Genomic DNA, 24278 nt, shown 5'->3' on the forward strand with positions numbered 1-24278 from the left:
GTGTGTTTACCCGCCGACCGCGTTGTTAATCGCATTTGTTGAGTCCGCAACGGCAATGGCCGTCAAGCTATTGTTTCGTCGCGACGAACCAGCCGCAGCAGCGCATCTTTTTCAGGGTGCACCGGGTCCACAGTGCCGTTGTCCTTGACTAGTTGCTCGGCGACCACGCACATCTGCGTGCACGTTTCGCGTGAGATGGTGCGAAGCACTTTCATCGCTTGTTCGGCGTCGAGATCGAACCGGTTCATGATGACGTCGAGGGCTTGCTCGATGAGCTCAGCGGGCGAGAGCTGACTCGCATTGGAATGGTCGGTCATCATGCTTTTCCAATCTGGCCGAAGCCGCCCGGTCATGAGCAAAGCCGGCTTCGGCCTATGGCCCAATTATGCTCCGATTTTTCGTGCCGTGAGCGGGCCGACTCGGGGTCCCCGCGACAATAGCCAGGCCCCTGCGCCACTTTTCATGTCGCGCCGCTAGCCGTCGAGTGCCAGATCCTTGCGGAAGCGTTGCATGGCATCGATCTTGTCGTCCAGGCTGGCGTGCGGCCCGGCGTAGAACATCCACGGCATCGTGATGATGCCGGTGATGCCCGCATCCTCGACCCGCTGATAGTCGGCGGTGGTGAACGCGTCGGTCAGCGGCGTCAGGATGGTGAAATCGTCCATGGCCAAACCGTTTTCGGCGCGCATCTCCCGCAGCCTCCCGACCGCGTCGATGGCCTGCTCGGACTTGATCAGATCACCGATCCAGCCATCGTTGCGGGCCGCACGCCGCAGCGCGATGTCGGACAGGCCGCCGACATAGACCGGAATCGGTGGCGGCGTCGGCTGCATTTCGAGCCGCGGCGCCCGATAAAACTGGCCCTCGAACTCCGTCCAGCCCGGCGCCCACAGCGCCCGCATCAGCTCGATGATCTCGTCGGTGCGCTTGCCGCGAGCCTCGAATTGCTCGCCCATCAAGGCGAATTCCTCACGGCACCACCCCACGCCGATACCCAGCTCCACCCGGCCGGACGCCAAAACCGCCGCGGTGCCAATGGCTTTCGCCGCCGAGTACGGGTTGCGCATCGCGGGGATATAGACGGTGTTGACGAACCGCAACCTCGTGGTGACCTGCGCCAGCGCACCGACGAGGCCCAGGGATCGGGCCAGTCGGTGAAGGGCTGCCAGCGCCGCTGGCCGTCTTTGGTGTACGGGTACGGCGTGTCCAGGGTCTCCAGATTGACGACGTGATCGGGGATACCGATCCCGTCATAGCCCAGCTCGTCGGCGGCCTTGGCGAGCTCGATGATCTCGCGGGTGTTCAGAAAGGCGCTGCTGATGTAGAACTTCACTGCGTCTCCTGCGCCCAGGCCGGCTCGATGAAGACGCCCTCGGCCTCGACCGTGACGCCGGCGGCATCCGAAATGGTGCCGCGCGCAAAGACTTTGCGGCCCTCCTTGCCGTCGACCCACGCCTCGCAGCGAAGCGGGCCCAGCGGGGTGCCGCGCAGATACTTCACCGTGATGGTTCCGGTGAAACGCGCCTTCGACAGCCCCTCGCTGGCCGCCTCGCCGAGCATGTGATCGAGCACCAGGGCGCTGACGCCGCCGTGCACCAGTTTGGGCGGCCCCTCGTAGGCCGAACCGAGGGTGAATTCGCTCCAGCAGCGGCCCTCGCCCTCGTGCTGCACGACGATCGGCGGGGCGATGGGGTTGCAGACGCCGATGGCTGCGTTGCCCAACGGCAGCGGGCGTCCGTTGACGCGATAGCTCACCCCGAGCGGGCGGGTGCGCTGCCGCAACGATGCGGTGACGGCCTCGATCGCTTTCCTGGCCTCGGCGACAACCTCGTCGTCCGCCTCGGTCCGGATGGTGGCGTCGACGAGCTCGCGGACCGCACCGGCCAGCGGAGCGTATAGCGCGGTCACGCGCTCGGCCTCCGCCGCGCTGAGCACCTCGAATATGGCGTCCAACGCGCCGGCCTCCTGACTCAACTTCCAAACACCTTGCGCACCACCGCTTTTGCTCGTCGTGTCACCCGTAGATAGTTGTCCAGGAATTCGCCGCCCTCATCCGTCGGCCAGCCCGCGGCCACGGCGACCGCGTTGAGCTGGCGGCCGGGGCCGGGCAGCTGGTCGGTGGGCTTACCGCGGACCAGCACCAGCGCGTTGCGCGCCCGCGTCGCCGTCAGCCAGGCCTGCCTCAACAGCTCCACCTCGTAGGCGGGCACCAGGTCGGCCGCGGCGATCGCGTCGAGGCACTGCAAGGTCGACGTGTTGTGCAGCGCCGGGATCTCGTGAGCGTGCCGCAATTGCAGCAGCTGCACGGTCCACTCGACGTCGGCCAGTCCCCCACGCCCCAGCTTGGTGTGGGTGTTGGGGTCCGCGCCGCGCGGCAACCGCTCGGAATCCACACGGGCCTTGATCCGCCGGATCTCCTGCATCGCTTCGCTGGACACCCCGTCCGACGGGTACCGCGTCTTGTCGGCGATCAGCAGGAACCGCTGCCCCAGCTCTGCGTCGCCGGCAACCGAGTGCGCCCGCAGCAGCGCCTGAATCTCCCACGGCTGCGCCCACTGCTCGTAGTACGCGGCGTAGGAGGCCAGGGTGCGCACCAGTGGACCCTGGCGGCCCTCGGGCCGCAGGTTGGCGTCGACCTCCAGCGGCGGGTCGACGCTGGGCGTCCCCAGCAGCGCCCGCACCTGCTCGGCGACACCCGTCGCCCAGCGCACCGCCACCGAATCCTCGACACCGGAGGCGGGTTCGCACACGAACATGACGTCGGCGTCGGATCCGTAACCCAACTCGGCGCCGCCCAGCCGGCCCATGCCGATGACCGCGATCGCGGCCGGCGCTTTCCCGTTCACGGGCAAACTGGCCCGGATCATCGCCTCCAGCGCCGCCTGCAGGACCGCCACCCAGACCGAGGTCAGCGCCGCGCACACGTCGGTGACCTCGAGCATGCCGAGCAGGTCGGCGGATGCGATGCGGGCCAACTCGCGGCGCCGCAGCGTGCGCGCCCCGGCGATCGCCCGCACCGGGTCGGAGTAACGGCCGGCCGATGCGACCAGCGCGCGGGCCACCGCGGCGGGCTCGGTCTCGAGCAGCCTCGGGCCGGACGGCCCGTCGCTGTAATCCTGAATGACCCGCGGCGCGCGCATCAGCAGGTCCGGCACGTACGCCGAGGTCCCCAGCACGTGCATGAGCCGGCGGGCCACCGCGGGCTTGTCGCGCAGCGTGGCCAGATACCAGCTTTCGCCGGACAGCGCCTCGGACAGCCGCCGGTACGCCAGCAGCCCGCCATCGGGATCGGGCGAGTACGACATCCAGTTCAGCAACCGGGGCAGCAGTACCGACTGCACGCGGCCGCGCCGCCCGCTGTGGTTGACCAGGGCCGACATGTGCTTCAGCGCGGTCTGCGGGCCCTCGTAACCCAGCGCCGCCAGTTGGCGCTCGGCGGCTTCGGAGGTCATGCCGCGGGCGATGTCCAGCCCGGCCGGGCCGATCGATTCCAGGAGCGGCTGATAGAAGAGCTTGGCGTGCAGCTGGGAAACCCGCAGGTTCTGGTGTCGCAATTCCTCGCGCAGCACCCCGGCCGCGTCGTGGCGCCCGTCCGGCCGGATGTGGGCGGCCCGCGCCAGCCAGCGCACCGCCTCCTCGTCGTCGGCCTCGGGCAGCAAGTGGGTGCGCTTGAGCCGCTGCAGCTGCAACCGGTGCTCGAGTAGCCGAAGGAACTCGTAGGAGGCGGTGAGGTTGGCCGCGTCCTCGCGTCCGATGTAGCCGCCCTGGCCCAGCGCGGCGAGCGCGTCCACCGTCGACGCCACGTGCAGCGAGTCGTCGCCGCGGCCGTGCACCAGTTGCAGGAGCTGCACGGCGAATTCCACGTCGCGCAATCCGCCGCTGCCGAGCTTGATCTCGCGGCCGCGGACCTCGGCGGGCACCAGTTGTTCGACCCGACGGCGCATGGCCTGCACCTCGACCACGAAGTCCTCACGCTCGCAGGCGACCCAGACCATCGGCATCAGCGCGTCCAAATAGCGCCGCCCGAGGTCCGCGTCGCCCACCGCCGCACGGGCTTTCAGCAGCGCCTGGAACTCCCAGGTCTTCGCCCACCGCTGGTAGTAGGCGATGTGCGACTCGACGGTGCGAACCAGTTCACCGCTGCGCCCCTCCGGCCGCAGCCCGGCGTCGACTTGAAAGAACGCCTCGGAGGCCAGCCGCATCATCTCGCTGGCCACCCGGGTGGTGACCGCGTCGGCCTGCTCGCCGACGAAGATGACGTCGACGTCGCTGACGTAATTCAGTTCTCGGGCACCGCATTTGCCCATCGCGATGACCGCCAGCCGTGGCGGCGTCCGGTCGCCGCACACGCTGTTCTCGGCCACCCGCAGCGCGGCGGCCAGCGCCGCATCGGCCAGGTCCGACAGGTGGGCCGCCACCACGGTGAACGGGACCACCGGTTCGTCCTCGACCGTCGCGGCCAAATCCAGCGCCGCCAGTATCAGCAGTTGGTCGCGGTACAGCGTGCGCAGGCGCACCATCGCCGAGCCCGGCGCCGCCAGCGATTCGTCGACGCACTCGGTGAACATGGCGCACAGCTCGTCGTGGGTGGGGAGTTTGACGTTGCCGCGCAAGAGTTTCCAGGAGCCAGCCTGGGCGATCAGGTGATCACCGAGGGCCAGCGACGAGCCGAGCACGCCGAACAGCCGGCCGCGCAGCGGGCGCTCGGCGAGCAACGCGGCATTGAGCTGATCCCATCCGGCATCGGGGTTCTCCGACAACCGGACCAGGGCGAGCAGCGCGGCGTCGGGATCCGCCGCCCGAGACAGCGACCAGAGCAGGTCGACGTGGGCCTGATCGTCGTGCTCGTACCAACCCAGCTGCGCCATGCGTTCGGCCGCTTGCGGATCGACCAACCCGAGCCGGCCGACGCTGGGCAGCCTGGGGCGCTGCGTCGCGGGTTTGGTCACGACCACGACCGTAGCGCAACCAGCCGATCTTCAGCCTGATCGGCGCCCGATACGGGCTACAGCGAGAGGTACGTCCTCAGTTCGTACGGGGTGACGTGGCTGCGATAGTTGGCCCACTCCGTGCGCTTATTGCGCAGGAAGAAGTCAAATACGTGCTCCCCCAAGGTTTCCGCGACCAGCTCGGAGGACTCCATGGCGCGAAGCGCGCTGTCCAGGCTGGTCGGCAGCTCGCGATAGCCCATCGCGATGCGTTCCTCGGCGGTCAGGTCCCACACGTTGTCCTCGGCCTGCGGGCCAAGCACGTAGCCCTTCTCCACCCCGCGCAGTCCGGCGGCCAGCAGCACGGCGAAGGCCAGGTACGGATTGCACGCGGAGTCGGGGCTGCGGACCTCGACGCGCCGCGACGACGTCTTGTGCGGCGTGTACATGGGCACCCGCACCAGCGCGGACCGGTTGGCCGCACCCCACGATGCCGCGGTGGGCGCCTCGCCGCCCCCCACCAATCGCTTGTAGGAGTTGACCCATTGGTTGGTGACCGCGCTGATCTCCGAGGCGTGCTCGAGGATCCCGGCGATGAAGGACTTACCGACATCCGAGAGCTGCAGTGGGTCGTCGGGGCTGTGGAACGCGTTGACGTCACCCTCGAACAGGCTCATGTGGGTGTGCATCGCCGAGCCGGGATGCTGCCCGAACGGCTTGGGCATGAAGGTCGCGCGGGCGCCGTTCTCGATCGCGACCTCCTTGATGACGTAGCGGAACGTCATCACGTTGTCGGCCATCGACAGCGCGTCGGCGAACCGCAGGTCGATCTCCTGCTGGCCGGGCGCGCCCTCGTGGTGGCTGAATTCCACCGAGATGCCCATGAATTCCAAGGCTTCGATCGCGTGGCGGCGGAAGTTCGACGCGGAGTCGTGAACGGCCTGATCGAAGTAGCCGGCGTTGTCGACGGGATCCGGGGGCGTCCCGTCGTCGGGGCCCGGCTTGAGCAGGAAGAATTCGATCTCCGGGTGGACGTAGCAGGAGAAGCCCAGGTCGTTGGCCTTCTGCAGCTGCCGGCGCAGCACGTGCCGCGGATCGGCCCACGACGGCGATCCGTCCGGCATGGTGATGTCGCAGAACATCCGCGCCGAGTGGTGGTGGCCGCTGGGCGAGGCCCACGGCAGCACCTGAAAGGTGGACGGGTCGGGGTTGGCCACGGTGTCGGATTCCGAGACCCGCGAGAAGCCCTCGATCGAGGATCCGTCGAAGCCGATGCCCTCTTCGAAGGCGCCTTCGAGCTCGGCCGGGGCGATGGCGACCGACTTGAGGAAACCGAGCACATCGGTGAACCACAGCCGAACGAAGCGGATGTCCCGTTCCTCGAGGGTGCGGAGGACGAATTCCTTCTGTCGATCCATATCCCGAACAGTATGCAACTGCTGTTAATTCTGTGTTACCGGATCAGTACGGATGTGCTGTGACCTGGCCTCGAGGTCGGACTCGAGCCGCTCTTGCGGACCGACCGCCCGTCTACGGGCGCTCCTCGATGACGCACTGAACGATCCCGTTGGCGAGCTGAGGGTTGAATCCCTTGTGGGAAACCTTTTGGGCTTCAGCAGCCGGTGTGACACCGGAATTGAGATCCTGCTTGATTTCGCCGATGAGCTGCAAGTTCTGCGGGTCGGCTTCCCCGATCGGTTCCGTAATCTTGCCCACGCAGCGGCGGTAACCACTGAAATCAGCGTGAGCAGACGCGGCCATCAGCACAGCCGGGGCGATCAACAGGACGGCGACGGCTAGCCCGGCCGTGACAGCGAGATAGATGAAACGCATGGTCAGGGGAATACCCAGCCCTCACCCCGGATAATCAGCAAACGATTCGACGCCGATCGCGCGGTCCGGCGGTCGTCAGGGCTGGCAGCGGTAGGAGGCCGGCGGCGGCGTTCCGGCGACCAAATACCGGACGACGGCGTCGTCCACGCATTGGTGGCCGTTGAAAACCGCGGTGTGCTGCGTGCCGTCATAGGTGATCAGCGGCCCACCGAGTTGGTGGGCCAGGTTCACGCCGGCCTGATACGGCGTTGCCGGATCATGCGTGGTGGAGACGACGACGACCTTGCCGGGCGCCATCGGCGGCGCGGCGTGCGGCGCCGACGTCGGCGGCACCGGCCACAGCGCGCAGACATCGCGGGGAGCGTTGCCGGTGAACTGCCCGTAGCTCAGGAACGGCGCGGCCTGGCGGATGCGCTGATCGGCACTCACCCAGCTGGCCTGGTCGGTCGGGTTCGGCGCGTCGACGCAGCGGATCGCGTTGAATGCGTCCTGGTCGTTGGAGTAGTGCCCGTCTTTGTCGCGGCCGTCGTAGTCGTCGGCGAGCAGCAGCAGGTCGCCCGCGTCGGTGCCGCGGGCCAGGCCGAGCAGGCCGCTGGTCAGGTATTTCCAGTGCGCGGGCGTGTAAAGGGCGTTGATGGTGCCGGTGGTCGCGTCGGCATAGCTCAGGCCGCGCGGGTCCGCGGTGCGACCGGGCTTGGTCGCCAGCGGGTTGACCAGCGCGTGGTACCGGTTGACGAATTGGGCCGGGTCGGTGCCCAGCGGGCAGCCCGCTGAGCGGGCGCAGTCGGCGGCGTAGTCGTTGAAAGCAGTTTGGAATCCCGCCATTTGGTTGACGTTCTCGTCGATCGGCCCGACGGTCGGGTCGATGGCGCCGTCGAGCACCATCGTGCGCACGTGGTTGCTGAACTTCTCCAGGTAGGCGGTGCCCAGCTCGGTGCCGTAGCTGTAGCCCAGGTAGTTGATCTGGTCGTCACCCAGCGTTTGGCGGACGGCATCCATGTCGCGGGCGACCGAGGCGGTGCCGGCGTTGGCCAGAAACGCCGTCCCCATCCGGTCGGCGCATTGCTGGGCCAGCTGGCGGTAGAGCTGCTCGATGTGCGCCACGCCGCCCGGACTGTAGTCGACCATCGGCTCACGCCGGTACGCGTCGAATTCGGCGTCGGTGCGGCAGCGCAGCGAGGGGGTCGAATGGCCCACGCCGCGCGGATCGAAGCCGACCAGGTCGAAATTGCGCCTGATTGAAGAGTCCTCGAGGTTCGGGGCCATCGAGGACACCATGTCGACCGCCGAGCCGCCGGGACCGCCGGGATTGACCAGAAGGGATCCGATCCGTTGTCCCGTCGCGGGTATCCGGATCACCGCCAGCTTGGCCTGCGCGCCGGCGGGGTTGCTGTAGTCGATCGGTACCGACACGGTGGTGCACTGCGCGGTGGGGATATCGCTTGTGTCACCGACGAATTGGCTGCAGCTGCCCCACCCTTGCGGCACCGCGGCCGAAGGCGGATTCGGGGTCGGCGTCTGCCCGGCACCCGGTTCCGGCGTGGCGCCGGCAGGGGGCGACATGACGACGCAGGGGCCACTGACGATCAGCAAGGAGAACAGCGCCGAGCTCAACGATCTCAGGCGCGACATGGCTGTCATCGTTGCAGGCCCGGGTACCCGTGGCAGCGCGAAACGGTTACGCCTTGGTCTCGGCTGCCGGCGTCGCCGAGCGTGCACTGACGGCGAAGAATCGGCGAAAAGCTCGCCGTGAGTGCACGTTCGGCGCCAGCGGCCTGCCTAACACTTGGCGCCGTCGGGCGGAATGGAACCGCCGACCAGATACGCCGTCACGTAGTTGTCGATGCAGCCGTCGCCCTGGAAGACGACGGTGTGTTGGGTGCCGTCGTAGGTGAGCAGCGAGCTGCGCAGCTCGTTGGCCAGATCGACGCCGGCCTTGTACGGGGTGGCCGGATCGTGGGTCGTGGACACGACCACCGTGGGCGCCAGGCCGGGCGCGGAAATGGTGTGCGGCTTGCTGGTCGGCGGCACCGGCCAGAATGCGCAGGTGCCCAGCGGCGCGTTGCCGGTGAACTGCCCGTAGCTCATGAACGGTGCGACCTCGCGGGAGCGGCGGTCTTCGTCAATCACCTTGGCGCGGTCGGTGATCGGCGGCTGGTCGACGCAGTTGACCGCGACCCGCGCGTCGGTCGCGTTGGTGTAGTGGCCGTGCGAGTCGCGGCGCATGTACATGTCGGCCAGAGCGAGCAGGGTGTCGCCGTGGTGGTCGACGAGTTCGGAAAGACCGTCGGTCAGGTGATGCCACAGGTTCGGCGAATACAGGGCCATGATGGTGCCGATGATCGCGTCGCTGTAGCCCAGGCCGCGGGGATCGTTCGTCGGGACGGGCCGGCCGACCATGGGGTTGTTCGGGTCGACCAGCGGGTCGACCAGGCTGTGGTAGACGTCCACCGCCTTGGCCGGGTCGGTGCCCAGCGGGCAGGTCGGCTGCTTCGCGCAGTCGGCGGCGTAGTTGTTGAAGGCGTCCTGGAATCCCTTGGCCTGACGAAGGTCGGCTTCGATCTGATCGGCGTTGGGGTCGACGGCTCCGTCCAGGATCATGGCCCGCACGTTGTGCGGGAAGGCTTCCGCGTAGGCCGAGCCGATCCGGGTGCCATAGGAGTAGCCGAGGTAGGTGAGCTTTTCGTCACCGACCGCCGCGCGGATGGCGTCGAGATCCCGTGCGACGTTGACGGTGCCGACATTGGCCAGAAAGTCCTTACCCATCTTGTCGACGCAGCGACTCACGAACTGCTTCGTTTCGTCCTCCATGTGGGCGACGCCGGCCGGGCTGTAGTCGACGTTGGGCTCCGTGCGCAGCCGATCGTTGTCGGCGTCGGAGTTGCACCAGACCGCCGGCCGCGACGACCCCACCCCGCGGGGGTCGAAGCCGACGAGGTCGAATCGCTCGCGAACCTTCTTCGGCAACGACTGGACGACGCCCAGCGCCGCCTCGATGCCGGACTCGCCCGGCCCGCCGGGGTTGATCACCAGCGAGCCGATCTTGTCTCCGGTCGCGGGGAAACGAATCATGGCCAGCGTTGCCACGTCGCCGTCGAGGTGGTCGTAGTCGACCGGCACGGCCAGTTTGCCGCACAACGCGCCGGCGGGGAGTTTGACCTTGGGGTTCGCGGCGCGGCACGGCGTCCACTCGACGGCCTGGCCCAGCTTCGGCCCGGACATGACGGCGCGTCCCACCACGACGCGGACACAGCCCGCCAGCAGCAGCGCGACGGCAGCCATCGACGTCCAGATCAGCAGCGTGCGCGCGATATCGCCGCGGCGAGACAGCCCCATGCCAACCTATGCTGCCAGAGGAAACCTGAGATCATGATTAGCGGCACCCGCCGCCCGGTCACCCCGCGAGCGAGCAGCTCCCCCATCGCCCGCAACCGGCGCGCATGGTATGTCTCACACCGCCGCGACGGTGCGACCGCGCAGAAGAAATGGCAGAATCAGAGGGTCAAACGAACCCGGGGACCTTGATAGGCCTCGAGGATCGAACCGACCACCCTTAGGGACAATGATGTCTGAGCACAACGTTTACGGTGCCAACTCGCCCGCGCAGCCCGAAAAGGCGAGACCCAAGATCCGCACCCATCACCTGCAGAAGATGAAGGCCGAAGGCCACAAGTGGGCCATGCTCACGGCCTACGACTATTCGACCGCCCGCATTTTCGACGAGGCGGGCATCCCGGTCCTGCTGGTCGGCGACTCCGCGGCCAACGTGGTCTACGGCTACGACACCACCGTGCCCGTGTCGATGGACGAGTTGATTCCGCTGGTGCGCGGCGTGGTGCGGGGTGCCCCGCACGCGCTCGTCGTCGCCGACCTGCCGTTCGGCAGCTACGAGGCCGGGCCCGCCGCGGCCCTGGCCGCCGCCACCCGGTTCATGAAGGAGGGCGGCGCGCACGCGGTCAAGCTGGAGGGCGGCGAGCGGGTGGCCGAGCAGATCGCTTGCCTGACCGCCGCCGGCATCCCGGTGATGGCGCACATCGGATTCACCCCGCAGAGCGTCAACAGCCTCGGCGGGTTCCGGGTGCAGGGACGCGGTGACGCGGCGGAGCAGACGGTGCACGACGCGATCGCCGTCGCCGAGGCCGGCGCGTTCTCCGTCGTCATGGAGATGGTGCCGGCCGAGCTGGCCACCCAGATCACGGGCAAGCTGACCATCCCGACCATCGGGATCGGCGCCGGACCGAACTGCGATGGCCAGGTGCTGGTTTGGCAGGACATGGCCGGTATGAGCGGCGGCAAAGCGGCCCGCTTCGTCAAGCGGTTCGCGGACATCGGTGGGGAATTGCGCCGCGCGGCAACGCAATATGCCCAAGAGGTGGCCGCCGGGATGTTCCCCGCCGACGAGCACTGCTTTTAGATCCACCCCTGGCGCGTCAACGCGCTAGTTTGCACGCTCCTGGCTGCGATTCACGGTCAGCGCCTGGTTGACCACGTTATTGCCGTCGCAACCAAACCGCTGAAAAGCGTTGCGGTACATGGATGTACGATGGCTCGCGGGGGCGATCCGAACTATCAGGGGTGGACCACATCGACCGGGGGAACCGCGGTGACTTCGTGCACCGTCGAATGGTGCTGACGTTGCCGCTGCTGATGGCGGGAGGCATGGCTTTGGCCCCAACACCGCGGGCGTCCGCCGAACCGCCTCGAACCTCGCCGCAAGCAAGCAGGTGGTCGCCCGAGCGCGCCAACCGCTGGTATCAGGCGCAAGGCTGGCCGGTCGGCGCGAACTACATCACCTCCAATGCCATTAATCAGCTGGAGATGTTCCAGCGCGAAACCTTCGACCCCCGGCGCATCGACACCGAACTGGGCTGGGCGCGGGTCAACGGGTTCAACGCGATCCGGGTCTTCCTGCACGACCAGCTCTGGGCGCAGGATCATCGCGGGTTTCAGGGCCGTCTCGCCCAGTTCGTCGACATCGCCGCCCGTCACGGGATCAAACCGCTGTTCGTCTTGTTCGATTCGTGCTGGGATCCGTTCCCCCAGGCGGGTCCACAGCGTGCGCCTCGGCCGGGCATCCACAACTCCGGCTGGGTGCAGAGCCCGGGCGCGGCGCGCCTGGACGATCGCGGCTACCTGCACACCATGCGCGGCTATGTCACCGGAGTACTGACGCAGTTCCGCGGTGACGATCGCATCCTGGGCTGGGATCTGTGGAACGAGCCCGATAACCCCGCGGACGCCTACGCCTCGGTCGAACGCAAAGACAAGGTGGACCTGGTCGCCCAGTTGCTGCCCCAGGTGTTCGAGTGGGCGCGGCTGGTTGATCCCTGCCAGCCGTTGACCAGTGGCGTCTGGCACGGCGAGTGGGCCGACGTGGGACGCCGCAGCGTCATCAGTGGCATCCAGCTCGACAACTCCGACGTCATCACGTTCCACAACTATGGCGAGCCGGCGGAGTTCGAGAGACGCATCGCCGAGCTCGTCCCGCTGGGCCGCCCGATCCTGTGCACCGAGTACATGGCCCGCCCGCTGGGCAGCACGGTGCAGGGCATCCTGCCGATCGCGAAGCGTGCCGGAGTGGGCGCGTTCAATTGGGGTCTGGTCGCAGGAAAGACGCAGACCTTCTTCCCCTGGGATTCCTGGGACCGCCCGGACCCGGACCCGGCGATGCCGCAGGAGTGGTTTCACGACCTGCTGGGCCCGGACGGACGGCCATTCCGCGACGCCGAGATGCAGACGATTCTGGAGTTGAGCGACCTGGCGATGCACCTGCAGCCGCCGCCACCACCGGCCGGCTGAGAACGATCGGTCAGCGGCCGCCGTTACGGCTGGGCGCCTCACTGACCGTCCGATCCGCGGCGGGCGCGTCGCTTCGGTATGGCAGGCTATGGGTGCTCATCTCCCACCGTCCACCATGTTCACGGCCGCCGTGACGCGTCCGCAACGGAGCCGAAGAAGATGCCTGCAAAAGCGCCGCAGCCCTCGCGTTATCTCGAGGTCGAGCGCAAATTCGACGTAGTGGAATCCACCGTGTCACCCTCGTTCGACGGGATCGCCGCGGTTGCCCACGTCGAGAAGTCGCCGGCGCACACCCTGGACGCGACGTACTTCGACACCCCCATCCACGATTTGGCGCGCAACAAGATCACACTGCGCCGCCGTACCGGTGGCTCGGACGCGGGCTGGCACCTGAAGCTGCCGGCCGGTCCGGACTCCCGAACCGAGGTCCGCCTCCCGCTGGACGCCTCGGGCGGAAACGATTCGGTGCCCAACGAGCTGACCGATGTGGTGCTGGCAATCGTCCGCGACCGTCCGATGCAGCCGGTCGCGCGCATCACCACCCGGCGCGAGAGCCAAGTGCTCTACGACGCCGCGGGCACCGCGCTGGCCGAGTTCAGCAACGACCATGTCACCGCGTGGTCGACCCGCGGATCCGACGACACCGACTCGGCGCCGACCGAACAGGAATGGCGGGAGTGGGAATTGGAGCTCCTCGAAGCGAGCGGGCTCGCCAACGGGACAGCCGGCGTTGAGCTGCTGAACCGATTGGGCAACCGGTTGTTGGACGCCGGCGCCGTACCGGCGGGTCACGGGTCCAAGCTGGCGCGCGTGCTCGGCGCCGCGCCGCCCGACGGCGCCCAGCCGTCCGAGGATCCGCTGCAGCGCGCGATCGCCGAGCAGGTTCGCGAGCTTGTGGTGTGGGATCGCGCCGTTCGTGCCGACGCCTACGACGCCATTCACCAGATGCGGGTGACCACCCGCAAACTGCGCAGCCTGCTGCGCGACTACCAGGAGTCGTTCGCCCTGCCCGACGAGGGGTGGGTCATGGACGAGTTGCGGGAGCTCGCCGGAATCCTGGGTGTGGCCCGCGACGCCGAGGTGCTCGCCGAGCGATACGAGCGCGGTTTGGACGCGCTCGCACCGGAATTGGTGCGCGGACCGGTGCGCGAACGCCTGGTCGGGGGTGCCCAGCGGCGCTACCAGATCGGGCTGCGCCGGTCCTTGATCGCCATGCGGTCGCAGCGATACTTCCGCCTGCTGGACTCCCTCGATCTGATAGCGGCCGAGACCCCCGGCGCCGCCGTGGTCGACGAACAGGCCCCGGTAACCATCGACGCCGCGTATAAGAAGGTACGCAAGGCTCAGAAGGCCGCCGCGCGGGTCGACCGAGAACACCCGGACGACCGGCACCAACGCGACGAGGCAATACATCGAATCCGTAAGCGCGCCAAGCGACTTCGCTATACCGCCGCCGCCACCGGCGCCGTCGGGGTGTCCGAAGAGGCCAAGGCGGTGCAGTCGCTGCTCGGTGACCATCAAGACAGCGTCGTCAGCCGCGAGCATCTGCGTCAGGAGGCCGAAGCCGCGCATGCCGCCGGCGAGGACACCTTCACCTACGGGCTGCTGTATCAGCGCGAGGCCGACTTGGCCGACCGGTGCCGCGACGAACTCGACGACGCCTTGCGCAAACTCGCCAAGGCGGTCCGCAAGGCGGGGCATTAGGAGGCGGACGAGTTGGCCTGTAAGCCGGATTCTGTTCCCCGCCGCCGCGCATAAGCAACGGCGGCGCGGCGGCGACCATCCATCTGGACACACCGTCACCGGGTGCCTCGAGCGGCCTACCCGCAGGCTCGGGCGAGCAGCCCTCGAACGCCTGCGCGGCCGCACCTTCCGGTGCGGCCTTCTTGGCCTTGCTTCGGGTGGGGTTTGCCTAGCCACCCCGGTCACCCGGGATGCTGGTGCGCTCTTACCGCACCGTTTCACCCTTACCACCGCGGGGGTGGCGGTCTGTTTTCTGTGGCACTTTCCCGCGAGTCACCTCGGATTGCCGTTAGCAATCACCCTGCTCTGTGAAGTCCGGACTTTCCTCGAACCGCTTGCGCGGTCCGCGGCCGCCCGGCCAACTCGTCCGCGACGAACCACGGTACTACCTGCGGCATGCCGGTGCCAGCAACAACCGCTGGCGCGGCTCTATGGTGGACCAGATGGACCAGTGGAAAAAGCGCGTCGACACAGGCGATTGGGACGCCATCGCCACCGCGGCCGACGAATACGGCGGCGCGCTGTTGCCGCGGCTGGTCACGCCCGCCGAAGCGGCCCGGCTGCGCAGGCTCTACGCCCACGACGACCTGTTCCGCTCGACCATCGACATGGCGCCCAAACGCTATGGCGCAGGCCAATACCGCTATTTCCGCGCGCCCTATCCCGAACCGATCGAACGGCTCAAACAGGCGCTCTACCCCCGGCTGCTGCCGATAGCGCGCGACTGGTGGGGCAAGCTCGGCCGGGAAGCACCTTGGCCGGACAGCCTCGACGACTGGCTGGCGACCTGTCACGCGGCCGGCCAGGGTAGATCAACCGCGCTGATGCTGAAATACGGTGCGGGCGACTGGAATGCGTTGCATCGGGATCTGTACGGTGAGTTGGTTTTTCCGCTCCAGGTGGTCATCAATCTGAGCAATCCCGACACCGACTACACCGGTGGCGAGTTCCTGCTCGTCGAACAACGGCTGCGGGCCCAATCCCGCGGCATGGCAACACAACTGCCGCAGGGACACGGGTATGTGTTCACCACCCGGGAACGACCGGTGCCCTCGGCCCGGGGTTGGTCCGCGGCGCCGGTGCGCCACGGCGTCTCGGTCGTTCGCTCCGGTGAGCGTTACGCCATGGGGCTGATCTTCCACGACGCGGCGTAGGGGGGCTAGCCGGATCGTCTCAGGATCATCACGTTGTCGGCCATGGTGCCGACTTCCCCATTCGGACCCACCATTTCTCGCTCGACGGCCTCGGTGCGCACCCGCGTCCAGCGCGACGCGTTCAGGTGCAGCGACGCGAGGACCTCCTCGATGTCTTCGAAGTGGTGATCGTGATGTTCCGCCCACGGCGGGGGCGCTCCGTGGTCGACGATCAACAGCACACCGCCGCGATTCACGCGCTCGGCCGCCCGTTGCAGCACCCCGTCACGCTCCAGTCGCGCCGGCGAGTGCAAGTACTGCGCGGACACCAGGTCGAAGGTCCCGTCGGGGAAGCTCTTGTTGAGGTCATGCCGCTGAAAGTCGATGTGAGCGAGCATGTTCCGAGCCGACGCAGCCTGGGTGGCGCGCTGCAACGCGGTGGCCGAGATGTCGACGGCCACCACTTCCCAGCCCCGCTCAGCCAGCCATAGCGCGTCGGCCCCCTCCCCGCAGCCCAGGTCGAGGGCCCGGCCGACCGGCAGATCGGTGGCCGCCTCGGCCAGGCGGGGATTGACCCGTCCGCTCCACACCCGCTCCGCCGAGCGGTAGCGCTCCTCCCAGAACCGCTGGGCATCATCTGATTTGCATGGGTTCTCCACACCGCGAGCTTGCCCACCCGGCACGGCGTTTGCCAAGCTGAATTGCCATGCAGGCAAAAAGCACACCCGACATCGACCTCCTGGTGCGCCGGCGACTACGAGAACTGCGCGTGCAGCGCGGCCTCACCCTGCAAGAGGTGGGCGAGCGCGCCGGGATCGACGTCTCGACGCTCAGCCGCCTCGAATCCGGGAAGCGCCGGCTGGCACTGGATCACCTGCCGCGCCTGGCCCGGGCCCTGTCCGTCAGCACCGACGAGCTGTTGCAGGCGCCGCCCACGCCCGACCCGCGGGTGCGTGGGACCGCGCATACCCACCACGGCGTCACCTACTGGCCGCTCACCCGCCAGGGCCCCGCCGGGGGCCTGCACGCATTCAAGGTCCGGGTCAGCGCGCGCCGCCGCACCCCACCCGCCGAGCTGCCGGTGCACGAGGGCCGGGACTGGATGTATGTGCTTTCGGGCCGGATGCGGCTCATCCTGGGCGAACGCGACTTCACCATCGACCCGGGCCAAGCCGTCGAGTTCTCGACCTGGACGCCGCACTGGTTCGGTGTGGTGGACGGGCCGGTGGAAGCCATCGTCATCTTCGGACCGCACGGCGAGCGGCTCCACCTGCACAATTGACCCGTATTAGCCCATTGCCCAATAGGCGCGTCGGTGCCAGGCTGACCGCATGACAGAAGCCGAAAGTTTCGTCGATCAGACGCGGACGGGACTCGCGGAGCCGCAACCGATGTATAAGGCGCTGCGCGAAACCAGCCCCGTATTCCGGTCGCCGCAGGCGGTCGTTCTCAGCCGCCTGGCCGACATCGAGATGGCGCTCAAACACACCGAGCTGTTCTCGTCGAACATGGACGCGGTCGACCTGGGTAACGTGCGGCCGCTGATCCCGCTCCAAATCGATCCGCCCGAGCATGCGAAGTACCGGCGCATTCTCGATCCCCTCTTCACTCCGCGGGAGATGGCCCGACGCGAACCAGGCGTCACCGAGCTGGTCAACGAGATGATCGATCGCTTCGCCGACCGGGGCGAGTGCGACTTCCACACCGAGTTCGCGGTGCCGCTGCCCTGCACCGTCTTTCTGCAGCTGCTCGGCTTGCCGCTCGACGACCTCGACAAATTCCTGGTGTGGAAGGACGGCGTGATCCGCCCGGAGGGCGACTCCGGTTTCGACCGCCGCCACGAAAGCTCGGCGGGCATGGCCCAGCAAATCTACGAATACTTCGACCGGGCCATCGACGACCACATCGCCAGCCCCCGCGACGATGTGTTGTCCGCAATGATCGCGGCGAACTTCAAAGAAGACGCGGCCCAACCGCTGTCGCGCGACGAGCTGCTCGACATCTGCTTCCTGTTCCTCATCGCCGGACTGGACACGGTCACCGACTCGCTCGACTGCTTCTTCGTGTACCTGGCGCGCCACCCCCATCACCGTCGTCAACTTGTCGAGCGGCCCGACGTCCTGCCCGGTGCGGTCGAGGAGTTGTTGCGTTGGGAAACACCTGTGCCCGGCGTCGCCCGGGTCGCCATCCAGGACGTCGAGGTCGGCGGGTGTCCGATCAGCAAGGGCGAACGGGTCAGCCCATTGCTGGGGGCGGCCAACACCGACCCGGCCGAGTTCCCCGACCCGGAGCTGGTGGACTTCACCCGCAACCCCAACCGGCACCGGGCGTTCGGCGGCGGGCCGCACCGTTGCCTCGGCTCGCACCTGGCCCGCATGGAGCTGCGGGTGGCGCTGCGCGAATTCCACCGGCGGATACCGGATTACGAGATCAAGCCCGGCGCCGAGCTGTCCTACACCGCGGCGCTGCGCTCGGTCGAGTCGCTGCCGCTGGTCTTTCCGGTGTCATGACCCGCGTAGCCGTCGATCCCGACCGCTGCACCGGGCACGGGCGCTGCTACACCCTGGCGCCCGACGTCTTTGACGCCGACGAGGTCGGACATTGCGTGGTGCTCGTCGACGAGGTGTCCGGCGAGCTGAAATCGCAGGCCGTCACCGCCGAACAGAACTGCCCCGAAAGTGCCATCACGCTGGGTCGTTGACGCGTGGGTCCGAGGCCAAACGTCGGCTGTGGCATCGCGCTAGAACACGCCGCGCCGGGGTAACCCCCGGGTATGGCCATGAACGTCGCTCACAAGCTGATCAGTTCACATCTGGAATCCGGGGAGATGTCGCCGGGAGAAGAAATCGCGATCCGCATCGATCAGACGCTGACCCAGGATGCGACCGGCACGCTGGTGATGCAGGAGCTCGAGGCGCTCGGGCTGGATCGCGCCCGCACCGAGGTGAGCGTCCAGTACGTCGACCACAACCTGCTGCAGGGCGACGAGAAGAACGCCGAGGATCACGAATACCTGCGCACCGCGGCGCAACGCTTCGGGCTGTGGTTCTCCAAACCGGGCAACGGAGTCTCGCACCCAACTCACATGCAGCGCTTCGGCATCCCCGGCAAGACGATGGTGGGCTCCGACTCCCACACTCCTGCGGCCGGATCGCTGGGCATGCTCGCGATCGGCGTCGGCGGCCTCGAGGTGGCGCTCGCGATTACCGGGCGGCCCCTGCACATCCGGATGCCCGAGGTATGGGGTGTGCGGCTCGACGGCGAGCTGCCCCAATGGTGTTCGGCCAAAGACGTGATCCTGGAGATGTTGCGCCGCCACGACGTCAAGGGCGGGGTGAACCGGATCATCGAGTATCACGGCCCCGGCCTGGCGACGCTGACGGCGATGGACCGCCACGTCATCGCCAACATGGGAGCCGAACTCGGCGCGACGACGACGGTGTTTCCCAGCGACGACGCCGTTCGCGAGTTTTTGCGCGCCGAGGAACGCGAGGACGACTGGATGGAGTTGCAGGCCGACGACGACGCGGGCTACGACGTCGAGGACACGATCGACCTGTCGCAGATCGAGCCGCTGATCGCCAAACCGTCGTCGCCGGGCAACGTGGTACCGGTTCGCGAGGTGGCCGGCGAGGAGATCGCCCAGGCGGTGATCGGTTCGAGCGCCAACCCCGGGCTGCGCGATTTCGCGATCGCGGCCGCGATGGTGGCGGGACGCCAGACGGCCCCGCAGGTCAGCTTCGACATCAACCCGACGTCGCGCGAGATCCTGGCCGATCTGACCAAGATGGGCGCGACGCTGGACTTGGTGGTGGCCGGGGCGCGCATCCACCAGGCGGGCTGCATGGGGTGCATCGGCATGGGCCAGGCGCCCGCGGTCGGTCGCAACTCGCTACGCACGATGCCCCGCAACTTCCCCGGCCGGTCTGGCACCAAGGAGGACGCGGTCTGGCTGTGCTCCCCCGAGACCGCGGCGGCATCGGCGCTGACGGGAGTGATCACCGATCCGCGGGACTGGGCCAAAGAGGAGCAGATGGAGTACCCGAAACTCGATCTGCCCGAGCACAACTCCGTCAACACCGCAATGCTGGTTCCTCCGCTCGACACCGAAGAGGCACAACGTGTCGAACCGGTGAAGGGGCCCAACATCTCCAGCCTGCCCGAGTTGTCGCCGCTGCCAGACGAACTCGAGGCTCCGGTGCTGCTCAAGGTCGGCGACAACGTCTCCACCGACGAGATCTCGCCGGCCGGCGTGCAGGCGCTTCCGCTTCGGTCCAACATCCCGAAGCTCGCGATGTTCAGCTTCACTCGGATCGACGACTCCTACCCCGAGCGGGCTCAACAGGCCGACGACAGCGGGCACGTCATCGTCGCCGGGGAGAACTACGGCCAAGGCTCCTCGCGCGAGCATGCCGCGATCGCACCGCGTTACCTCGGGTTGCGCGTTGTCATCGCCAAGTCCTTCGCGCGCATCCACTGGCAAAACCTGGCCAACTATGGAATTTTGGCGCTCGAGTTCGAAAACCCCGATGACTACGACTCGATCGACCAGGACGACACACTGCGCTTCCGGAATCTGAATGCGATCGACAAAGAGGATGTGCTGCAGGTAGACAATGCCGGCAAGGATTTATCATTCCCGGTGCGGCATCGACTCTCGCCACGACAGGTCAAGGACGTGTTGGCCGGCGGGCTGATCCCGCGACTCAACCAGGAGCAGGAGTGACGTCTACAGGTAGGCCGTCTGGTTCACCAACCGCACCGAAGACGCTCCGTCGGAATAGAACTCGGCGATGCTCAACGATGCCAGGTCGAGGTGCAGGCGGTATAGGATGCCGGGGCCGGCGTCCAGCGCCTCGCGGAGCAACATCTTGATCGGTGTCACGTGCGACACCACCAGCACCGTCGTCCCCTGCTGGGCGGCGACGATGCGGTCACGAAGCCGCGACACGCGCTCGGCCACCGCGTCGAAGCTCTCCCCGCCCGGGGGTGCGGTGCCGGTGTCGCGCAGCCAGCGACCATGCAGCTCGGGATCGCGCTCGGCCGCCTCGGCGAACGTCAGCCCCTCCCAGGAGCCGAAATCCGTCTCGATCAAGTCGTCGTCGACGGTCACGTCCAGGCCCAGTGCCTTGGCCGCCGCCGCCGCGGTGTCATAAGCCCGTTGCAGCGGCGAGGCGAACACCGCCGAAATCCCGCCCCGCTGCGCCAGATAGCGCGCAGCCGCGTCGGCCTGCCGCCGCCCCAGCTCGGTCAGCGCCGGGTTGCCGCGACCCGAATACCGGCGCTGCACCGACAACTCGGTCTGGCCGTGCCGCAGCAGCAGCAGTCGGGTCGGGGTGCCGCGCGCGCCGGTCCAGCCGGGCGCCGACGGGGCGGGTTCGGGTTTTTCCGCCGGGGCGGATTGTTGTGCCGGCTCGGGCTTTTGCGTCGCGCCGTCGACCTCGGCCGCGGCGTCCATCGCCTCGTTGGCCAACCGGTCGGCGTGCGTGTTGCGCTCCCGCGGAATCCACGAGTAGCTGATCTTTGCGAACCGCCTGGCCCGGTTCCGGGCTTCGGCATGCAACTCGACCAGGTCGGGGTGCTTGACCTTCCACCGACCCGACATCTGTTCCACCAGCAGCTTGGAATCCAGGTACACCGCGGCCTCGGTGGCGCCCAAATTCAGGGCGTCGTCCAAACCGGCTATCAGACCACGGTATTCGGCAACGTTGTTGGTTGCCCGGCCGATCGCCTGCTTGGCCTCCGCCAGCACGGTCGCTCGGTCCTGGGTCCACACCACCGCACCGTATCCGGCGGGCCCGGGGTTACCGCGTGACCCGCCGTCGGCCTCGATGACGACCTTCACTGGTCGAAACCCTTGACCCGCAACAGGATCGCGCCGCATTCGGGGCAGCGCACCACATCGTCTTCGGCCGCCGCCGAGATGCGGGACAACTCGCCGCGGTCGATCTCGAGTCGGCAGGCCCCGCACCGGCGCCCGATCAGTTGTCCCGCGCCCGCGCCTCCCCGGGCGCGCTGGCGTTCGTACAGGGCGGCCAGCCCCGGATCCAGCTCGGCGCTCAGCGAGTCACGCCTCGAGGATTGCAGCTCGCGGGCCTCGCTGATCTCGGCGACCGCGGCGTCGAGAGCCTCGCGCGCCCCGGCCATTTCGGCCTCCAGTGACGTCAGCGTCTGCTGCTCACGGTCCAGCTCAGATTGCAGCTCCTCGCGACGTTCCATCACCTCCAGCAGCGAGTCCTCCAGGCTGGTTTGACGACGCTGCAGGGTCTCCAGCTCATGCTGAAGATCCGACAGTTGCTTGGCGTCGGTCGCGCCCGACTGCAGCAGCGAGCGGTCGCGGTCTTCCCGCTTGCGCACCGCGTCGATCTCGGCCTCCAGCCGCGAAGCGTGGGCGTCGATGTCTTCCAAGGCGATGCGCAGCGTGGCCAGCCGGTCACCCGCCGCCTCGACTTCCTTCTGCAACCGCTCGCAGGTCTCTTGTTCCGGCAGATGCGTGGCCCGGTGCGTGATCCGGGACAGCTCGGCATCCAATTTCGACAATTCCAGCAACGAACGCTGCTGTGCCACTTCGGCTTTCATGACCCGTCCCCCCTGGACTCGTTGTCAGCGTGCTCGACATTCCACGGGTCGGTGCGAATCGAGCTCACCCGCACCGGGAGTTCCGCACCGAAACGCGACCGCAGCAACCCGGCGGCCTGTTCACACCAAGGGAATTCACTTGCCCAATGTGCCACATCGATCAGAGCCACATCGGAGGCGCGGCGATGTTCGTCGGCCGGATGGTGCCGCAGGTCGGCCGTGACATAGGCCTGCACACCGGCACCGGCCGCCGCGGCCAGCAACGAATCTCCGGCGCCACCGCAGACGGCGACCCGCGACACCGGCGTATCGGGGTCGCCCGCCGCTCGCACTCCCCAGGATGTCCGCGGCAACGCCGCCCGCACGCGGGAGACGAAGTCGCGCAACGGTTCCGGGCGTGCCAGCGTCGCGATGCGGCCCAACCCGGAGTCGCCGGGCGGGGGCACCAGCGCGAAGATGTCGAAGGCGGGCTCCTCGTAGGGGTGGGCGGCGCGCATCGCCGCCAGCACCGCGGCCCGGGATCGCGCGGGCGCGACGACCTCGAACCGGTCTTCGGCCACCCGCTCGACCTTCCCGACGCTGCCCAGCGCGGGCGAGGCGCCTTCGTGCGGCAGGAACTGCCCGATGCCGCTGACGGTCCAGCTGCAGTGCGAATAGTCCCCGATGTGGCCGGCGCCGGCCGCAAATACCGCCTCCCGCACGGCTTCCGCGTTCTCGCCGGGCACGTAGACGACCCACTTGTCGAGGTCGGGCGCGCCCGTCGCCGGTTCGAGCACGGCCTCGACGGTCAGGCTCAGCGCCTCGGCCAGCGCATCGGAGACGCCCGGGCGAGCCGAATCGGCATTGGTGTGCGCGGTGAACAGAGAACGCCCCGTCTGGATCAACCGGTGCACCAGCGCGCCCTTGGGGGTGCTGGCCGCCACGGAGTCCACCCCGCGCAACAGCAGTGGGTGATGGGCCAGCAGCAGGCTCGCCCGGGGAACCGCGTCGACGACCGCCGGCGTCGGGTCGACCGCGACGGTCACCGAGTCCAGCTTGTCGTCGGGGTCACCGCACACCAGCCCCACCGAATCCCAGGATTCCGCGAGCCGCGGCGGGTAGGCCTCGTCGAGCACCGCGATGACCTCGGCCAGCTTCACGCTCACCGCTGCCCCCCGAGGTGTCCCGTCGCTTCCGAGATGGCTTGCACCAACCGCGGCCACTCGCTACGCACCGCCGCCCGCAGGTACCGCTCGTCCAAGCCGACGAACGTATCACAGCGGCGAACGGCAATTCCCCTGTCATGCAAACTTTTTCGGAGCCGGACCGCGTCCGGCGTGCGGAACAGCACGAACGGCGCCTGGCCGTCGACCACCTCGGCGCCCACCGACGCCAGGCCCGCCACCATCTGGGCGCGCAGCCGCGCCAATCGCGTCGCGCCGGCCGCCGCGGCGCTGACCGCCTGCCGACCGCAACACTGCGCGATGGCCGTCAGTTGCAGCGTGCCCACCGGCCAGTGCGCCCGCTGCACGGTCAGCCGCGCCAACACCTCGGGGGAACCGAGCGCGTAGCCCACCCGCAACCCGGCCAGTGCCCACGTCTTGGTCAGGCTGCGCAACACCAGCACGTCGGGCAGCGCGTCGCCGGCCACCGACTGCGGCTCACCGGGAATCGAGTCGGCGAAGGCCTCGTCGACCACCAGGATCCGCCCGGGCCGGCGTAACGCCAGCAGTTGTCCGCGGGCGTGCAACACCGAGGTGGGGTTGGTCGGGTTACCCACCACGACGAGGTCGGCGTCGTCGGGGACGGCCGCACCGGCCAGGCCGAACGGCGGCTCCAGCACGACGTGGTGCACCGGCACCCCGGCCGCGGTCAGGGCGACGGCGGGCTCGGTGAACGCCGGCGCGATGATCGCCGCCCGGCGCGGACGCAGGTTGGCCAGCAGCGCGAAGGCCTCGGCCACGCCGGCCAGCGGCAGCACCTCGTCGCGGGTCCGGCCGTGCCGCTCGGCGGCCGCGTCCTGGGCCCGGTGGACGTCGTCGAGGCTCGGGTAGCGCGCCAGATCGGGCAGCCGCTCGGCCAGTCGTCGCAGCAGCCACTCCGGCGGGCGGCCGTGCCGGACGTTGACGGCGAAATCCAGCATCCCGGGCGCGACGGCCTGATCACCGTGGTAGCGCGCCGCAGGCGGGCTCAGGTTCAGACTCGCCATCCGTGAAACACTAGTGCGCCGGCCGGGCCGCCCGGCGATGCATCGGCAACACCGTCACACCCGGCCCCACCCATC

20 protein-coding genes, 1 other RNA gene and 1 pseudogene are annotated in these 24278 nt (G+C 68.2%); 8 read left to right on the plus strand and 14 right to left on the minus strand.

Translation table 11 applies throughout. The features are described 5' to 3' along the window. Positions 1–62 precede the first annotated feature (62 nt). The 8 genes and pseudogenes from AC5Y7E_RS21275 to AC5Y7E_RS21310 form a co-directional block, all read right to left on the minus strand. Positions 63–320: an ANTAR domain-containing protein gene (locus AC5Y7E_RS21275; RefSeq protein ID WP_499950642.1), complete on the minus strand. Its 258-nt coding sequence runs from the start codon at positions 318–320 to the stop codon at positions 63–65. Between the two features lie 153 nt (positions 321–473). Beyond that, positions 474–1333: pseudogene (locus tag AC5Y7E_RS21280) on the minus strand (TIGR03619 family F420-dependent LLM class oxidoreductase). Further along, complete coding sequence (locus AC5Y7E_RS21285; protein ID WP_499950643.1) at positions 1330–1974, minus strand: PaaI family thioesterase; 645 nt, start codon at positions 1972–1974, stop codon at positions 1330–1332. Before AC5Y7E_RS21285 ends, AC5Y7E_RS21280 begins: the two are co-directional and overlap by 4 nt. Continuing rightward, entirely contained in the window at positions 1971–4955 is a 2985-nt protein-coding gene (locus tag AC5Y7E_RS21290) for a bifunctional [glutamine synthetase] adenylyltransferase/[glutamine synthetase]-adenylyl-L-tyrosine phosphorylase (RefSeq protein WP_499950644.1), read from the minus strand. Before AC5Y7E_RS21290 ends, AC5Y7E_RS21285 begins: the two co-directional genes overlap by 4 nt. A gap of 50 nt (positions 4956–5005) precedes the next feature. Continuing rightward, positions 5006–6346, minus strand: coding sequence for a type I glutamate--ammonia ligase (gene glnA, locus AC5Y7E_RS21295; protein ID WP_499915889.1), 1341 nt, complete (start codon positions 6344–6346; stop codon positions 5006–5008). Positions 6347–6458: 112 nt separating this feature from the next. Continuing rightward, the gene (locus AC5Y7E_RS21300) at positions 6459–6761 is read right to left on the minus strand and encodes a hypothetical protein (RefSeq protein WP_499950645.1); all 303 of its coding nucleotides are present in this window, start codon (positions 6759–6761) and stop codon (positions 6459–6461) included. Between the two features lie 75 nt (positions 6762–6836). Further along, on the minus strand, positions 6837–8402 hold the full coding sequence (locus AC5Y7E_RS21305; RefSeq protein ID WP_499950646.1) for an alpha/beta hydrolase: 1566 nt from the start codon (positions 8400–8402) through the stop codon (positions 6837–6839). A 138-nt stretch (positions 8403–8540) separates the two neighbouring features. Next, positions 8541–10097, minus strand: coding sequence for an alpha/beta hydrolase (locus AC5Y7E_RS21310; RefSeq protein ID WP_499915883.1), 1557 nt, complete (start codon positions 10095–10097; stop codon positions 8541–8543). Between the two features lie 229 nt (positions 10098–10326). On the opposite strand from AC5Y7E_RS21310, the gene panB reads away from it, so the two are divergent. The 3 genes from panB to AC5Y7E_RS21325 all read left to right on the plus strand — a co-directional run bounded on the left by panB (position 10327) and on the right by AC5Y7E_RS21325 (position 14264). Next, positions 10327–11175, plus strand: coding sequence for a 3-methyl-2-oxobutanoate hydroxymethyltransferase (gene panB, locus AC5Y7E_RS21315; RefSeq protein WP_499950647.1), 849 nt, complete (start codon positions 10327–10329; stop codon positions 11173–11175). Positions 11176–11372: 197 nt separating this feature from the next. Then, positions 11373–12560 carry a glycoside hydrolase 5 family protein gene (locus AC5Y7E_RS21320; protein ID WP_499950736.1) on the plus strand — a complete coding sequence of 396 codons (1188 nt, stop codon included), beginning with the start codon at positions 11373–11375 and terminating at the stop codon, positions 12558–12560. A gap of 159 nt (positions 12561–12719) precedes the next feature. Continuing rightward, on the plus strand, positions 12720–14264 hold the full coding sequence (locus AC5Y7E_RS21325; protein ID WP_499950648.1) for a CYTH and CHAD domain-containing protein: 1545 nt from the start codon (positions 12720–12722) through the stop codon (positions 14262–14264). A gap of 4 nt (positions 14265–14268) precedes the next feature. Here AC5Y7E_RS21325 and rnpB read toward each other — a convergent pair. Continuing rightward, positions 14269–14669, minus strand: an RNA gene (rnpB, locus tag AC5Y7E_RS21330) — RNase P RNA component class A. Between the two features lie 77 nt (positions 14670–14746). On the opposite strand from rnpB, the gene AC5Y7E_RS21335 reads away from it, so the two are divergent. Next, complete coding sequence (locus AC5Y7E_RS21335; protein ID WP_499950649.1) at positions 14747–15457, plus strand: 2OG-Fe(II) oxygenase; 711 nt, start codon at positions 14747–14749, stop codon at positions 15455–15457. A gap of 5 nt (positions 15458–15462) precedes the next feature. Here AC5Y7E_RS21335 and AC5Y7E_RS21340 read toward each other — a convergent pair whose 3' ends face one another. Further along, entirely contained in the window at positions 15463–16095 is a 633-nt protein-coding gene (locus AC5Y7E_RS21340) for a class I SAM-dependent methyltransferase (protein WP_499950650.1), read from the minus strand. Between the two features lie 47 nt (positions 16096–16142). On the opposite strand from AC5Y7E_RS21340, the gene AC5Y7E_RS21345 reads away from it, so the two are divergent. From AC5Y7E_RS21345 to AC5Y7E_RS21360, 4 genes are all read left to right on the plus strand, one after another. Next, entirely contained in the window at positions 16143–16718 is a 576-nt protein-coding gene (locus tag AC5Y7E_RS21345) for a helix-turn-helix domain-containing protein (protein WP_499950651.1), read from the plus strand. A 49-nt stretch (positions 16719–16767) separates the two neighbouring features. Then, positions 16768–17946, plus strand: coding sequence for a cytochrome P450 (locus AC5Y7E_RS21350; protein ID WP_499915873.1), 1179 nt, complete (start codon positions 16768–16770; stop codon positions 17944–17946). Then, complete coding sequence (locus AC5Y7E_RS21355; protein ID WP_499950652.1) at positions 17943–18137, plus strand: ferredoxin; 195 nt, start codon at positions 17943–17945, stop codon at positions 18135–18137. Before AC5Y7E_RS21350 ends, AC5Y7E_RS21355 begins: the two co-directional genes overlap by 4 nt. A gap of 72 nt (positions 18138–18209) precedes the next feature. After that, positions 18210–20162 carry an aconitate hydratase gene (locus AC5Y7E_RS21360; RefSeq protein WP_499950653.1) on the plus strand — a complete coding sequence of 651 codons (1953 nt, stop codon included), beginning with the start codon at positions 18210–18212 and terminating at the stop codon, positions 20160–20162. A gap of 3 nt (positions 20163–20165) precedes the next feature. Here the strand turns inward: AC5Y7E_RS21360 and AC5Y7E_RS21365 are convergent, their stop codons facing one another. The 4 genes from AC5Y7E_RS21365 to cobC are packed head-to-tail and all read right to left on the minus strand — an operon-like array spanning position 20166 to position 24203. Then, positions 20166–21281 (minus strand): bifunctional RNase H/acid phosphatase, encoded by a 1116-nt coding sequence (locus AC5Y7E_RS21365; RefSeq protein ID WP_499950654.1) that lies wholly within the window; start codon positions 21279–21281, stop codon positions 20166–20168. Further along, positions 21278–22015 carry a zinc ribbon domain-containing protein gene (locus AC5Y7E_RS21370; protein WP_499950655.1) on the minus strand — a complete coding sequence of 246 codons (738 nt, stop codon included), beginning with the start codon at positions 22013–22015 and terminating at the stop codon, positions 21278–21280. Before AC5Y7E_RS21370 ends, AC5Y7E_RS21365 begins: the two co-directional genes overlap by 4 nt. After that, positions 22012–23160, minus strand: a complete 1149-nt coding sequence (locus tag AC5Y7E_RS21375; RefSeq protein WP_499950656.1) for a Nif3-like dinuclear metal center hexameric protein — start codon at positions 23158–23160, stop codon at positions 22012–22014. The genes AC5Y7E_RS21370 and AC5Y7E_RS21375 overlap by 4 nt, the downstream gene beginning before the upstream one ends. Next, complete coding sequence (gene cobC / locus AC5Y7E_RS21380; protein ID WP_499950657.1) at positions 23157–24203, minus strand: Rv2231c family histidinol phosphate aminotransferase CobC; 1047 nt, start codon at positions 24201–24203, stop codon at positions 23157–23159. The genes AC5Y7E_RS21375 and cobC overlap by 4 nt, the downstream gene beginning before the upstream one ends. Between the last annotated feature and the right edge of the window lie 75 nt (positions 24204–24278).

The organism is Mycobacterium sp. NGS17 (assembly GCF_059813205.1).

Coding starts and splice junctions, on each gene's coding strand:
- AC5Y7E_RS21370 (WP_499950655.1), bottom strand. CDS start 22,015: ATGAAAGCCGAAGTGGCACAGCAGCGTTCGTTGCTGGAATTGTCGAAA.
- AC5Y7E_RS21305 (WP_499950646.1), bottom strand. CDS start 8,402: ATGACAGCCATGTCGCGCCTGAGATCGTTGAGCTCGGCGCTGTTCTCC.
- AC5Y7E_RS21350 (WP_499915873.1), top strand. CDS start 16,768: ATGACAGAAGCCGAAAGTTTCGTCGATCAGACGCGGACGGGACTCGCG.
- panB (WP_499950647.1), top strand. CDS start 10,327: ATGTCTGAGCACAACGTTTACGGTGCCAACTCGCCCGCGCAGCCCGAA.
- AC5Y7E_RS21275 (WP_499950642.1), bottom strand. CDS start 320: ATGATGACCGACCATTCCAATGCGAGTCAGCTCTCGCCCGCTGAGCTC.
- AC5Y7E_RS21310 (WP_499915883.1), bottom strand. CDS start 10,097: ATGGGGCTGTCTCGCCGCGGCGATATCGCGCGCACGCTGCTGATCTGG.
- AC5Y7E_RS21325 (WP_499950648.1), top strand. CDS start 12,720: ATGCCTGCAAAAGCGCCGCAGCCCTCGCGTTATCTCGAGGTCGAGCGC.
- AC5Y7E_RS21300 (WP_499950645.1), bottom strand. CDS start 6,761: ATGCGTTTCATCTATCTCGCTGTCACGGCCGGGCTAGCCGTCGCCGTC.
- cobC (WP_499950657.1), bottom strand. CDS start 24,203: ATGGCGAGTCTGAACCTGAGCCCGCCTGCGGCGCGCTACCACGGTGAT.
- AC5Y7E_RS21345 (WP_499950651.1), top strand. CDS start 16,143: ATGCAGGCAAAAAGCACACCCGACATCGACCTCCTGGTGCGCCGGCGA.
- AC5Y7E_RS21335 (WP_499950649.1), top strand. CDS start 14,747: ATGGACCAGTGGAAAAAGCGCGTCGACACAGGCGATTGGGACGCCATC.
- AC5Y7E_RS21360 (WP_499950653.1), top strand. CDS start 18,210: ATGGCCATGAACGTCGCTCACAAGCTGATCAGTTCACATCTGGAATCC.
- glnA (WP_499915889.1), bottom strand. CDS start 6,346: ATGGATCGACAGAAGGAATTCGTCCTCCGCACCCTCGAGGAACGGGAC.
- AC5Y7E_RS21355 (WP_499950652.1), top strand. CDS start 17,943: ATGACCCGCGTAGCCGTCGATCCCGACCGCTGCACCGGGCACGGGCGC.